Origin of the sequence: Mitsuokella jalaludinii, assembly GCF_928722185.1 — a bacterium.
GTDB lineage: Bacteria > Bacillota > Negativicutes > Selenomonadales > Selenomonadaceae > Mitsuokella > Mitsuokella jalaludinii.
In genome coordinates this window covers 837,840-851,572 of sequence record NZ_CAKMXA010000001.1, presented here as the reverse complement: position 1 = coordinate 851,572, position 13,733 = coordinate 837,840, and the positions used below count along the sequence as shown (strand labels likewise).

The window sequence follows — 13,733 nt, the reverse complement described above, 5'->3', positions numbered from 1 at the left end:
CAGCGATGAAACGAGAACACAAGGCGGAAATGAAGGCGCGCGCGCGCAATATCGTCCTCAAGGTCGCCTATGACGGCACGGCCTACCACGGCTTCCAGCGCCAGACGCCGCCAGTCGTTGCCGTGCAAAATATATTGGAAGAGAAACTGCAGGTGGTCTTCGGCGATTCCATCGAGCTCGCGGCATCGGGCCGCACGGATGCCGGCGTCCATGCCTACGGTCAGGTCGTCAACTTCTTCACGGATGGGCGCATCCCCACGGACCGCATTGTGCGCGCTGTCAACAGCCTGCTGCCCTCGGACATCGTCGTGCGGGCGGCGGGGGAGGCAGACCGCGACTTCAGCGCGCGCCACAGTGCGAAGAGCAAGACGTACATCTACCGCATCCAGCGCGGCGAAGTGCCTGATCCCATGACGGCGCGCTACGCCTGGTACATCCGGCGGCCGCTCGATGTCGCCGCCATGCGCGAGGCGTTCGGCTACATCCTCGGCACGCACGATTTCTCCGCCTTCCGCGCGAGTGGCGGTGCGCCGATGAGCCCCGTGCGCACGATGTACGAAGCGGCCGTCGAAGAAGCGGCGGGCAATCAGCTCGTCTGCCGCATCCACGGCAATGGCTTCCTCTATCACATGGTCCGCAACATCATCGGCACGGTCGCGAATGTCGGCCTCGGCATCATCACGCCGCAGCGCTTCCAGGAGATCCTCGACGGATGCGACAGGACGAAGGCTGCGGCGACAGCGCCGGCCTGCGGCCTCTTCCTCGAAGAAGTCGACTACGGCGAGCGCTTCCATTTCTGATCCAGCAACTTCTCCGCGTTTTGAGCCGCTCTGCTCCAGACTATTGGCAGAACGGCTCGTTTTGTGCTGTGATGTCCGGACTTGCGAACGAGTCGCAGATGGGTTAGAATAAAATGTGACCCTCGAAACAGGGGGGCTTATTCACTTATTTTCCAGAATCAATTCAAGACACTAGGTGGTGTGAATATGAAATCTGTATTGAATGTGGGGATTGATGTCGGTTCGACGACCATCAAGCTCGTCGTTCTCGACCATGAGAAGAAGATCCTCTACAAGAATTATGCGCGCCATTTCTCGGAGATCGGCAATGCCTTGCAGGAGAATCTGACGCATCTGAAATCCATCGTCGGCGAGAAGAAGTTCTCGTTTGCCCTGACGGGTTCAGCCGGCATGGGCATCGCTCAGCGCATTGGCCTGCCCTTCGTACAGGAGGTCATCGCCTGTGCCGCAGCGGTCAAAGCGCTCATCCCGCAGACGGATACCGTCGTCGAGCTCGGCGGCGAGGATGCGAAGATCACGTACTTCGGCGATGCGCCGGAGCAGCGCATGAATGGCGTCTGCGCCGGCGGCACGGGCTCGTTCATCGATCACATGGCCTCGCTCTTGTCGACCGATGCCAAGGGGCTCGACGACCTCGCGGTTAAAGGCAAGCAGATCTACACGATCGCCTCGCGCTGCGGCGTCTTCGCCAAGACGGATATCCAGGCGCTCATGAACGACGGTGCCGAAAAGGCGGATATTGCGCTGTCGATTTTCCAGGCGGTCGTCAATCAGACCATTGGCAACCTCGCGCAGGGCAGGCCGATAAGCGGCCACGTCGCCTTCCTAGGCGGCCCGCTGCACTTCCTGCCGGAGCTGCGCAAGCGCTTCATCGAGACGCTGAAGCTCGACGATGAACATGTCGTTCACGTCGACTACGGCAATTACTTCGTCGCCATGGGTGCGGCGCTCTCTGACGAGGCAGAGGTCATCGACGTCGCGCGCCTCGAGCAGAGCATCGCGAAAGCGAAGGAAGCTGCTGCAAGGGAGACGCGCAAGGCGGACTTCACGCTGTTCGAGGACCGCGCGGACTATGAGGCATTCAAGGCTCGCCACGACAAGGACAAGGTAAGGCGCGGCGACCTTAGCGCGTACCGCGGCCCTGTCTACATCGGCATCGATGCGGGCTCGACGACGACGAAAATCACGGCCATCGGCAAGGACAAGGAGATCCTCTACACCTCGTACGGCAGCAATCAGGGCTCGCCCTTAAAGACGGTCGTCAAGGAGATGAAGGGCCTCTATGCGGCGCTGCCGGAGGGCACGCAGATTGCGGGCGCGATGACGACGGGCTACGGTGAGGCCATTGTCAAGGCTGCCCTGCACGCTGACGGCGGCGAGGTCGAGACGTTCGCACACCTGCGGGCGGCACAGGAATTCTGCCCGGATGTCACCTTCGTGCTCGACATCGGCGGCCAGGACATGAAGTGCTTCTTCGTCAAGGACGGCAGTATCGGCAACATCACGCTCAACGAGGCGTGCTCGGCCGGCTGCGGCTCCTTCATCCAGAACTTCGCCGAGGGCCTGCACATGACGCCGGCGGAGTTCGCGGCCAAGGCCATCGACTCGAAGGCACCTGTCGACCTCGGCACGCGCTGCACGGTCTTCATGAACTCGAAGGTCAAGCAGGCGCAAAAAGAGGGCGCTGACGTCGCCGACATCTCGGCCGGCATCGCGTTCTCCGTCATCAAGAATGCGCTCTTCAAGGTCATGCAGCTCAAGGATGTCCGCGAGCTCGGCGACCACATCGTCGTGCAGGGCGGCACATTCTACAACGACGCCGTGCTGCGCTGCATGGAGAAACTCCTGGACCGTGACGTCATCCGCCCCGATATCGCGGGCCTGATGGGCGCCTATGGCGCGGCCATCCTCGCGATGGAGGCGGCAGAGGAAGCCGGCACGCAGCAGTCGAGCCTGCTGTCGCCAGATGAGCTCGACCATTTCTCTGTCGCGACGAGTTCCTACCGCTGCCGCGGCTGCGGCAACAAGTGCCTGATCACGATGCAGAAGTTCCCGGACGGCGGCAAGTACTTCACGGGCAACCGCTGCGAGCGCGGCATCGGCGGCCAGAAGAAGGACTCCGACACGCCGAACATCTACCAGTACAAGTACGAGCGTCTGTTCAAGTACTACGAGCCGCTCGAGCAGCCCGTGCGCGGCACGATCGGCCTGCCGCGCGTGCTCAACATGTACGAGGACTACCCGTTCTGGTTCACGTTCTTCACGAAGCTCGGCTACCGCGTCGTGCTCTCGGGCAAGTCGAGCGCGAAGATGTACTTCAAGGGCATGGCGACGGTGCCGTCCGACTCGCTCTGCTACCCGGCCAAGATTGCACACGGCCACATCATGGACCTCATCGAGAAGGGCATCACGAAGATCTTCTACCCGTGCGAGCCCTACAACATGGTCGACGACAAGCACCCGTCTGAGAACCACTACAACTGCCCGATTGTCGCTTCGTACGCTGAGAACATCCGCGGCAACATGGACATCCTGCGCGAGAAGCACATCGACTTCCTGCAGCCGTTCCTGCCAATCAACGACGAGAAGCGCATGGCCGCGCGCCTCTACGAGGAACTCGCCCATGAGGGCCTGAAGAAAGAGGAGATTGTCGAGGCTGTCGACGAGGCCTACAAGGAGCTTGCCCAGTACCGCCAGGATGTGCGCGACTACGGCGCCAAGATCCTCGAGCGCGTCGAGAAGACGGGGGAGCAGGTCATCATGCTCGTCGGCCGCCCCTATCACATCGACCCGGAGATCAACCACGGCATCCCGGAGATGATCCAGAGCTACCATCTGCCCATCATCTCGGAAGACGCCGTCTACCACGTGCCGGTCAAGGCGGCGAATCTCAAGATCGTCAACCAGTGGAGTTACCACGCGCGCCTCTACCATGCGGCGCAGTTCGTCGCAGAGCACCCGAACTTCACGCTGATCCAGTTCAGCTCCTTCGGCTGCGGCCTCGATGCGCTGACGACGGGCCAGGTCAAGGACATTCTCGAGGCCCACAACCGCATCTACACGATGATCAAGCTCGATGAAGTCTCGAACCTCGGCGCCGCCCGCATCCGCCTGCGTTCCCTGATGGCCGCGCTCGCGCGCCGCAAGCCCGTGCCGTATCAGGAAGTCAAGCCAATCGAGCGACCGCACTTCACCGCGGAGTGCAAGAAAACGCACACGATCCTCGCACCGCAGATGGCCCCAATCCATTTCGAGCTCATCAAGTCGGTTATGCGCGATTTCGGCTACAACCTCGTCGTGCCGGAGATGCCGGACAAGGAAGCCATCGACCTCGGCCTGCGCTACGTCAACAACGACATGTGCTACCCATCCATCGTCGTCATCGGCCAGCTCATCGCCGCGCTGAAGTCGGGTGAGTACGACCCCGACCACACGAGCATCGCGATGTTCCAGACCTGCGGTGCCTGCCGCGCGACGAATTACATGAGCGTCCTGCGCCAGGCCCTCAAGTACGCGGGCTTCCCGCAGGTGCCGGTCTTCGCCGTGCACGGCCTGCCGGAGGAGACGGATGCCTTCCGCCTCACGCGCCCGATGCTCATCGCCGCCATCAAGGCCGCGATCTTCGGCGATCTCCTGCAGAACGTCAAGAATCGCATGATGCCGTATGAGCTCCAGAAGGGTGAGACGCAGCGTCTCTTCGACAAGTGGATGGCAAAGTGCAAGGACGTCCTCAAGGACGGCGGCTACTTCAAGTTCCAGCGCACGATCAAGCAGATTGTCAAGGAATTCGACAATATCCCGATCGATGAAGAACTCTGGAAGCCGAAAGTCGGCATTGTCGGCGAGATCCTCGCGAAGTATCACCCGGTTGCGAACAACCACATCGAGAAGGTCCTGATGGAGGAGGGCTCGGAGGTCGTCATGCCGGACTTCGTCGACTTCTTCCTCTACTCGGCCTCCGACCCGATTGTCAAGCACAGGCTGCTCGACGGCAAGAAGCGGAACAGCTTCTTCGGGCGCATGTTCATCAACATCATCAACTTCTACCGCGCGCCGATGCGCAAGGCCCTCAAGAACAGCCGCCACTTCCTCGCACCGCACAAGATCGACGAGACGGCCAAGCTCGCCTCGCGCCATGTCAGCCTCGGCAACATGGCAGGCGAAGGCTGGTTCCTGACCGGCGAGATGGTCAAACTCATTGACGAGGGCGTGCCCAATGTCATCTGCCTCCAGCCATTCGGCTGCCTGCCGAACCACATCACCGGCAAGGGCGTCATGCACGAGCTGCGCGAGAGTTACACGGGAGCCAACCTCACCGCCATCGACTGCGATGCAGGCTCTTCTGAGGTCAATCAGCTCAACCGCATCAAGCTCATGCTCGCCGTCGCGAAAGAGCGCGGCCCCAAGCAGGAGAAAGAGGTGGAGAAGAGCAGCGAGGGAATGCGAGGGTGATTGGCGGTGCTGATTCGTTGAGGTGAGAGGCGTTTGGCAAAGAGATGGATTACCGGTGCTGGATTCGTTGAAATGAGTAGCGGTTGGCAAGGGGCCGGGGGGGGGGGTATGTCCCGGCTTCATCGCTCCGTTAAATGGGACCCATGCCGATGCGTAGTGCTAGGCTGCTTCGCCGCCTGCCGCGGCGCCTTACACGGTAATAGGGGCTGAAAAGTCCTCGGGCCCCATCCCTGCGGGCAATCACTGCGCTCCTGCAGGCGGTACACACCACCCCGGCCTCAGCTCATACCGCTTTCTAAGAGTCCGCTCTAGCTCCATTTTTGCAGATGGAGTAGGGCGGGCTCTTTTTGATTGCCGATGCTGGATTCGCTGAAGTGAGTCGCATTTGGCAAGGGGCCGGTGGGACATGTTCCGGCTTCGTCGCTCTGCTAAATGGCCCCTATGGTGTTTCCAGCAACGAAGGAGCTTCGCCGCCTGCCGCGGCATTCTTACATTGCGACTTGAGGCTAATGGAGTGTTAGGGGCCATCCCTGCGGGCAGCCGCGCCGCTCCTGCAGGCGCAACATGTCTCCCCGACCTCGATGTCAAAGCGCCGCGGCAGGCGGCGAGGTGTGGGGGCGGTGGGGCGTTTCATGCGGCTCATTTAACGGAGTGACGAAACCGGAAGGGTACCACCCCGGCGCTTCGCTGCTCGATGAAAGAAGAGGGCGGCAGCGACGAAGCTGAAATACATCCCCCCTCCCTACGATACGAATCCTGATTTCAAGGACACCTGACCCATTTCTTGACATTTTTCCCATCTGCCGTTATGATGGAGATATAAAAATCCTATCTATCTTTATGTGACGGGAGACGATAACACATGAAAGAGTATAAGCCGTTCAAATCCGGAAAAGTTCGTGAGGTTTACGATGCAGGCGACAGCATCATCATGGTTGCGACAGACCGCATCTCCGCATTCGACCACATCCTCAAGAACAAGATCACGAAGAAGGGCAAAGTCCTGACGCAGATGTCGAAGTTCTGGTTCGACTTCACGAAGGACATCATTCCGAACCACATGATCTCGGTGGACAATAACGACATGCCGGAGTTCTTCCAGCAGCCGCAGTTCCTCGGCAACAGCATGAAGTGCAAGAAACTCACGATGCTGCCGATGGAGTGCATTGTCCGCGGCTATATCACGGGCAGCGGTTGGGCAAGCTATCAGGAGAACGGCACGATTTGCGGCATCAAGCTGCCGGCTGGCCTCAAGGAATCCGAGAAGCTGCCTGAGCCGATCTTCACGCCGAGCACGAAGGCAGAGCTCGGCGACCACGACGAGAATGTCTCCCTCGAGCAGGGTGCTGCTGTCTTCGAGAAGGAGTTCCCGGGCCATGGCATGGAGTATGCCGAGAAACTGCGCGACTACACGATTGCCATCTACAAGAAGTGCGCAGAATACGCTCTTTCGCGCGGCATCATCATCGCCGACACGAAGTTCGAGTTCGGCCTCGATGAGGAGGGCAACATCGTCCTCGGCGACGAGGTCCTGACGCCGGACAGCTCCCGCTTCTGGCCGCTCGAAGGTTATGAGGCAGGCAAGCCGCAGCCGTCGTACGACAAGCAGTTCGTCCGCGACTGGCTCAAGGCAAACCCGGATAGCGACTACAAGCTGCCGCAGGATGTCATCGACAAGACGATTGCCAAATACGTAGAAGCCTACAAGATGATCACGGGCAAGGATCTCGACTGACCCTTGTCTCTTGCTCCCGGCCTGGCCGGGGGCTTTTCCTTTTGTGCAAGGACACCTGTCCTGTTTTTTGTTGACAGCCCAGATTTTTACCGTTATCATTAATGTATGAAATGATGTATTGCTTGAGTGTATAACAGGAGATGATAATCCATGAAAGCAGCTGTTATCATGGGAAGCGACTCCGACTGGCCAATCCTGAAGCCAGCCGTTGAGCTCTTGAAACAGTTTGGTATCGAGTCGGAAGTGACGGTCGCTTCCGCGCACCGCACGCCGGCCAAGGTCCGTGAATTCGTCGAGTCGGCTCCCGCCAAGGGCGTCGGCGTCTTCATTGTCGGTGCAGGCGCTGCCGCACATCTCGCCGGTGTCGTGGCAAGCTACACGACGCTGCCGGTTATCGGCGTGCCGATCAATGCGACGTCGCTCAACGGCATGGACGCACTGCTCTCGACGGTGCAGATGCCGTCGGGCATCCCCGTGGCGACGATGGCCATCAACGGTGCGAAGAACGCTGCCATCTTTGCTGTCGAGATGTTCTCGATTGCAGATGATGACCTCAAGAAGAAGCTCGCTGACTACCGCGCCGATATGGTCGCCGGTGTCGAGAAGAAGGCTGCACGCGTTGCGGCTCAGCTCTGAGCCGCGTCTTTAGCGGCCTTCAGGCTCCATCAAGTCCCTTTGATAAGAAAATGTATCGTCAAGAGAAAAGGAAGAAGCAGAACAACCATGTATGATAATGGCTACAACCCAGAACCGAAGTGGAAAGAGGAATGCGGCGTTTACGGCGTGTACTCCCATACGGAAGATGTCTCCGGTCTGACGTATCTCGGCCTCTACGCCCTGCAGCATCGCGGGCAGGAGAGTGCCGGCATCGCCATCACGGATGGCGCCTGGATGGATGTGACGCGCGGCATGGGCCTCGTCAATGAAGTATTCCGCCATCAGGTCCCGCACATGGAGAATCAGTGCATTGCCGTCGGCCATGTGCGCTATTCGACGACGGGCTCGAGCCTGCTCGCTAACACGCAGCCGCTGCTCGTCAACTATGCGGGCGGCAAGATCGCGCTTGCCCACAACGGCAATCTGACGAATGCTGCTGAGATTCGCCATGACCTCGAGCAGCAGGGCACGATCTTCCAGACGTCCATCGATTCGGAAGTCATTGTGAACCTTGTCGCGCGCTCCCACAAGGAGACGATCGAGGAGCGCATCATCGAGAGCCTCAAGATGGTCAAGGGCTGCTATTGCCTGGCCATCATGACGGAGGAGAAGCTCATCGGCGCCCGCGATCCGCAGGGGTTCCGTCCGCTCTGCATCGGCAAGACAGAGGAGGGCAGCTGGATCCTCTCGTCGGAGACTTGCGGCCTCGATGTCGTCGGCGCTGAGTTCGTGCGCGATGTCCTGCCGGGTGAGATGGTCGTCATCGACCAGGACGGTCTCAAGTCGTATCCGTTCGCGACGGACGAGAAGAAGGCCGGCTGCATCTTCGAGCACATCTACTTCGCACGTCCGGACTCCGTCATCGACGGCCAGAGCGTCCACGAAGCGCGCTTCCTCATGGGGCGCGAGCTCGCGCGCGAGTCGGGCTTCAAGGGCGATATCGTCATCTCCGTCCCGGACTCCGGCACGACGGCAGCGACGGGCTTTGCTTATGAATCGGGCATCCCGTTCGTCGAGGGCCTGATCAAGAACCGCTACATCGGCCGTACCTTCATCCAGCCGACGCAGAAGAAGCGCGACACGGCAGTCAAGCTCAAGCTCAATGCCATCCGCTCCGTCGTCGAGGGCAAGTCGGTCATCATGGTTGATGACTCCATCGTCCGCGGCACGACGAGCGGCAAGATCGTCCGCATGCTCCGGAACGCCGGGGCAAAGGCTGTACACGTCTGCATCAGCAGTCCGCCAATCGGCTATCCATGCTTCTATGGCATCGATACCAGCGTCCGCAAGGAACTCATTGCCGCGACGAAGTCCGTCGAGGAGATCCGCGAGTTCATCGGTGCGGATTCCCTGCACTTCCTGAGCATCGATGGCCTCAAGAGATGTGTGCCGAACCTCAATGCAGAGGACATGTGCTACGCCTGCTTCAACAGTGCCTACCCGATCAAGGACGGCGCAAAGCCGGCAGGCGACAGCAAGTACGTCTTCGAGCAGCGCAAGTGCTGAAGGCGAGCCACAGGATTTTGTCAGACAGGATAAGACAGGATAGGAAAGGAACCAGGAGATCAAATGGCAGAACAACTTACCTATAAGGATTCCGGCGTCGATATCGATGCTGGCAACTACTCCGTCAAACTCATCAAGGACAGCGTCAAGGCGACGTATCGTCCGGAGGTCCTCGGCGACCTCGGCGGCTTCGGCGGTCTTTTTGCGCTGAATTCCGGCAAGTACAAGGAGCCGGTCCTCGTCTCCGGCACGGATGGTGTCGGCACGAAGCTGCGCCTCGCTTTCATGCTCGACAAGCACGACACGATCGGCCAGGATGCTGTTGCCATGTGCGTCAACGACATCCTCGTACAGGGCGCCGAACCGCTCTTCTTCCTCGACTACCTCGCCGTCGGCAAGCTCGACCCGGAGCAGGTCGCCTCTGTCGTCAAGGGCGTCGCGAATGCCTGCAAGGAGTCCGGCTGCGCTCTCATCGGCGGCGAGACGGCTGAGATGAGTGGCTTCTACCCGGTCGGTGAGTACGACATCGCTGGCTTTGCCGTCGGCGTCGTCGAGAAGTCGAAGGTCATCACGAGCGAGCGCGTCAAGGAAGGCGATGTGCTCTTAGGCCTACCTTCCTCCGGTGTCCATTCGAACGGCTATTCCCTCGTGCGCAAGATCTGCTTCGAGCACAAGGGCTTCAAGGGCGACGAGTACATCGACGAGCTCGGCAAGACGATTGGCGAGGAACTCCTGACGCCGACGCGCCTCTATCCGAAGACATGCCTGCCGCTCATCGAGAAATTCGACATCCACGGCATGGTCCACATCACGGGAGGCGGCTTCTACGATAACATCCCGCGCGCACTGCCTGAGGACATGGCCGTCGAGATCGACAGCTCCGTCTGGCAGATGCCGACGATTTTCCGCCTGCTTCAGCAGTGGGGCAATGTCGACTGGCATGAGATGTACCGCACGTTCAACATGGGCATCGGCATGGTCATCATGGCCAGCCGCGAGGAGGCCGACAAGATCAAGGCGCACCTCGAAGCCGAGCATGAGACGGTCTACGAGATCGGCCGCGTCGTCCGCGGCAATCACGATGTGACGATCAAAGGCGGCGTGTTCGATGAGTAAGCAAGTATTGGGCGTGCTGTGCTCCGGCCGCGGCACCGACCTCCAGTCCATCATCGATGCTATCGGCCGCGGTGAAGTCGATGCGACGATTGCCGTCGTGTTGACCGACAAGCCGGATGCCTACGCGCTGACGCGCGCTAAAACGGCCGGCATCAAGGCCGTCTGCATTGACCGTAAGCAGTTTGACGTCCGTCAGCCGTTCGAGGAAGCCCTGATCGCGGCCCTCGATGAGGCAGGCGTCACGCTCGTCGTGCTCGCCGGCTTCATGCGCATCCTGACGCCGTACTTCGTGCGCCACTACGCAGGACGCATCATGAACATCCACCCGGCCCTGCTGCCGAGCTTCCCGGGCGCACACGCGCACCGCGATGTGCTCGCCTACGGCGTCAAAGTCAGCGGCTGCACCGTACACTTTGTCGACGAAGGGACCGACAGCGGCCCCATCATCCTGCAGGCCGCCGTGCCTGTGCTCGATGACGACACCGAGGAGACACTCGGTGCCCGCGTCCTCGAGCAGGAGCACATCATCTACCCGAAAGCCATCCAGCTCTACTGCGAAGGCCGCCTCAAAGTAGAAGGCCGCCACGTGCGCATCCTGTCTGCCAAGCAGTAAACATGCTGGGGATGGGGCTGTGTAAGAAGTAGCTAGGGAAGGGGATGGTGTCCGCCTGCAGAAGCGAAGCGCTTGCCCGAAGGGCTGGCCGACAGATAATCCCCAGCTATGTTCCGCAATGTAAGAACGCCGCGTCAGGCGGCGAACCACCTTTGCCATAAGTAAAGAGGCGAGAAGGCCATTCAGCGAAGCGCCGAAGCCGAAAAAACTCGCCCCTGCCCATGCACGATGTAAACAAACTGAGAAAGAGGTACACACCATGAAGATCAAGCGCGCTCTCATCAGCGTATCGAATAAACAGGGCGTCGTCGAATTCGCCCGCAAGCTCCACGAAGCAGGCGTTGAGATCGTCTCGACGGGCGGCACGATGAAGGCCATCAAAGAGGCCGGTATCCCCGTCACCTATGTCAGCGACGTCACGGGGTTCCCGGAGATCATGGATGGCCGCGTCAAGACCCTGAATCCGTATATCCACGGCGGCATCTTGGCCGTCCGCGACAATCCCGAGCACGTCCGCGAGATGGAGGAGCATCATATCACGGGCATCGACCTCGTCGCCGTCAACCTCTATCCGTTCAAAGAGACGATTGCCAAGCCGAACGTCACGCTCGCTGAGGCCATCGAGAACATCGACATCGGCGGCCCGGCCATGGTCCGCGCTGCAGCCAAGAACTTCAAGTTTGTCACGATCATCACGAACCCGGCCCGCTACGATGCCATTGCCGAGCAGGTCGCGAAGAACGGCTGCGTCGACGACCGCACGCGCATGGAGCTCGCACAGGAGGCCTTTGCCCATACGGCCGCTTACGACACGATGATCAAGGATTATCTCGCCGAGCAGCTCAAGAAATAAGGATACGAGCCTTCCCCTGCGGGCGTTTCTATGCCTGCGGGAGAAGGCTGTTTTGTGATTTACGTGATATTGGAGGAACTACCATGAACATCTTAGTGATCGGTTCCGGTGGCCGCGAGCACACGCTGGCCTGGAAACTCGCGCAGTCGCCGAAGGCAACGAAGCTCTACGCTGTGCCGGGCAATCCGGGCATGGCTGATGTCGCCGAGTGCATCGGAGACGTCGACATCTGCGACAACGAAGCCCTCGTCAAGCTCGCCGAGGAGAAGGCCATCGACCTCGTCGTCGTCGGCCCGGAAGTCCCCTTGACGAATGGCGTCGTCGATGCCATGAACAAGGCCGGCATCAAGGCCTTTGGCCCGCGCAAACTCGCAGCCGAGATCGAGGGCTCCAAGTCCTTCACCAAGAACCTCATGAAGAAGTACGGCATCCCGACAGCCAAGTACGAAGTCTTCACCGATGCCGAAGCAGCCCGCGACTACATCAAGAAGGAGGGCGCCCCAATCGTCATCAAGGCCGACGGCCTTGCCGCCGGCAAGGGCGTCATCGTCGCCATGACACTCGACGAGGCACTCGATGCCGTCCACGAGATCATGGATGACGCCGCCTTCGGCAAGGCAGGCAGCCGCGTCGTCATCGAGGAGTTCATGGACGGTGAGGAAGCCTCCCTCTTAGCCTTCACCGACGGCAAGACCATCTGCCCGATGGTCAGTTCCCAGGACCACAAGCGCGCCTACGACGGCGACAAAGGCCCCAACACCGGCGGCATGGGCACCTATGCACCGGCACCGGTCATGACCGACGAGATGGTGAAGATTGCCACCGAGCGCATCTTGAAGCCGACCATCGCCGCTATGGCAAAAGAAGGCAGGCCCTATAAAGGCTGCCTCTACGCCGGCCTCATGATCACCAAAGAAGGTCCGAAAGTCGTCGAGTTCAACGCCCGCTTCGGCGACCCCGAGACGCAGGTCGTCCTGCCGCTCCTCAAGAGCGATCTCGTCGACATCATGCTCGCCTGCGCCGACGGCACCCTCGACGAAGAGCACATCGAATGGAGCAATGGGGCAGCAGTCTGCGTCGTCATCGCCTCCGGCGGCTACCCGAAAGCCTACAAGAAAGGCTTCCCGATTGATGGCCTTGAAAAAGCAAAAGCCCTCGGCACCCTCGTCTTCCATGCCGGCACCGCCGAGAAAGACGGCAAGATCGTGACGAGCGGCGGACGCGTTCTCGGCGTCGTCGCCACAGCCGAAGATATCCGCACTGCCGTCGACAAAGCCTATAAGGGCGTCAACGCCATCACCTTCGAAGGCGCCTTCCACCGCACGGACATCGCCCATCGCGCCCTCGAGCGCCTGACCGATAAATAAGACAATTTATCCCACTGGTAAAAAGACACGGCCCATATGCCGTGTCTTTTTTATTGGTCTTCCATATCTGAAAAAGTGAGTGCGAGCGAAGCAAAGCACGCCCTAGAACATCGAGGAAAGGGCAGTACCTAGGAAAGAGGTGGGGAATTTTGCCTGCAGAAGTGCTTGCCCGTATGGTTGGCCGGTAGGCAGTAGCTAGGGAAGGGGGATGGTTTTCGCCTGCAGAAGCGGAGTGATTGCCCGTAGGGCTGGCCGACAGAGATGCTTGCTAGGTAATGCGATGTCAGAACGCCGCGTCAGGCGGCGAAGTCACTTAGAAAAAAAAGCAAAGTCGAGGAGGCCATTTAACGGAGCGCCGAAGCCGAAAATCATCCCCCTTCCCCTTATGAGATGTCAACCAGCCTCACGCACGAAAAAAGCCGCCAGCAAAAGCTGACGACTTGAACATTCAATGGTCGGGATGACAGGATTCGAACCTGCGGCCTCATCGTCCCGAACGATGCGCGCTACCAAACTGTGCCACATCCCGTAGTCACAAGAGATATTATACGAAGAATCTATTCTCTTGTCAACACTTTTTACAAAAATAATTCTGCTACGAAAAAAGCCATCCGCAAGAGCAGATGGCTTGAAC

9 protein-coding genes and 1 tRNA gene are annotated in these 13,733 nt (G+C 59.7%); 9 read left to right on the top strand and 1 reads right to left on the bottom strand.

The window, feature by feature from the left end; all coding sequences use genetic code 11:
• Positions 1–5: 5 nt before the first annotated feature.
• From truA to purD, 9 genes are all read left to right on the top strand, one after another.
• Entirely contained in the window at positions 6–800 is a 795-nt protein-coding gene (gene truA, locus QDI87_RS03930) for a tRNA pseudouridine(38-40) synthase TruA (protein WP_036377783.1), read from the top strand.
• A gap of 186 nt (positions 801–986) precedes the next feature.
• Complete coding sequence (locus QDI87_RS03925) at positions 987–5,252, top strand: 2-hydroxyacyl-CoA dehydratase (protein ID WP_255240489.1); 4,266 nt, start codon at positions 987–989, stop codon at positions 5,250–5,252.
• An 862-nt stretch (positions 5,253–6,114) separates the two neighbouring features.
• Positions 6,115–6,987, top strand: coding sequence for a phosphoribosylaminoimidazolesuccinocarboxamide synthase (locus QDI87_RS03920; RefSeq protein WP_278519698.1), 873 nt, complete (start codon positions 6,115–6,117; stop codon positions 6,985–6,987).
• A gap of 150 nt (positions 6,988–7,137) precedes the next feature.
• Entirely contained in the window at positions 7,138–7,623 is a 486-nt protein-coding gene (gene purE / locus QDI87_RS03915) for a 5-(carboxyamino)imidazole ribonucleotide mutase (protein WP_036377789.1), read from the top strand.
• An 87-nt stretch (positions 7,624–7,710) separates the two neighbouring features.
• Positions 7,711–9,150 (top strand): amidophosphoribosyltransferase, encoded by a 1,440-nt coding sequence (gene purF, locus QDI87_RS03910; protein ID WP_255240487.1) that lies wholly within the window; start codon positions 7,711–7,713, stop codon positions 9,148–9,150.
• 63 nt (positions 9,151–9,213) lie between these two features.
• Positions 9,214–10,266 carry a phosphoribosylformylglycinamidine cyclo-ligase gene (gene purM, locus QDI87_RS03905; protein WP_255240486.1) on the top strand — a complete coding sequence of 351 codons (1,053 nt, stop codon included), beginning with the start codon at positions 9,214–9,216 and terminating at the stop codon, positions 10,264–10,266.
• Entirely contained in the window at positions 10,259–10,879 is a 621-nt protein-coding gene (gene purN, locus QDI87_RS03900; RefSeq protein ID WP_255240485.1) for a phosphoribosylglycinamide formyltransferase, read from the top strand. Before purM ends, purN begins: the two co-directional genes overlap by 8 nt.
• Positions 10,880–11,138: 259 nt before the next feature.
• Positions 11,139–11,732: an IMP cyclohydrolase gene (locus QDI87_RS03895; RefSeq protein ID WP_081828463.1), complete on the top strand. Its 594-nt coding sequence runs from the start codon at positions 11,139–11,141 to the stop codon at positions 11,730–11,732.
• Positions 11,733–11,815: 83 nt separating this feature from the next.
• Positions 11,816–13,099: a phosphoribosylamine--glycine ligase gene (gene purD, locus QDI87_RS03890; RefSeq protein WP_255240484.1), complete on the top strand. Its 1,284-nt coding sequence runs from the start codon at positions 11,816–11,818 to the stop codon at positions 13,097–13,099.
• A 452-nt stretch (positions 13,100–13,551) separates the two neighbouring features.
• On the opposite strand, the gene QDI87_RS03885 is transcribed toward purD, so the two are convergent.
• Positions 13,552–13,628: transfer RNA gene (locus QDI87_RS03885), tRNA-Pro, on the bottom strand.
• Positions 13,629–13,733 lie beyond the last annotated feature (105 nt).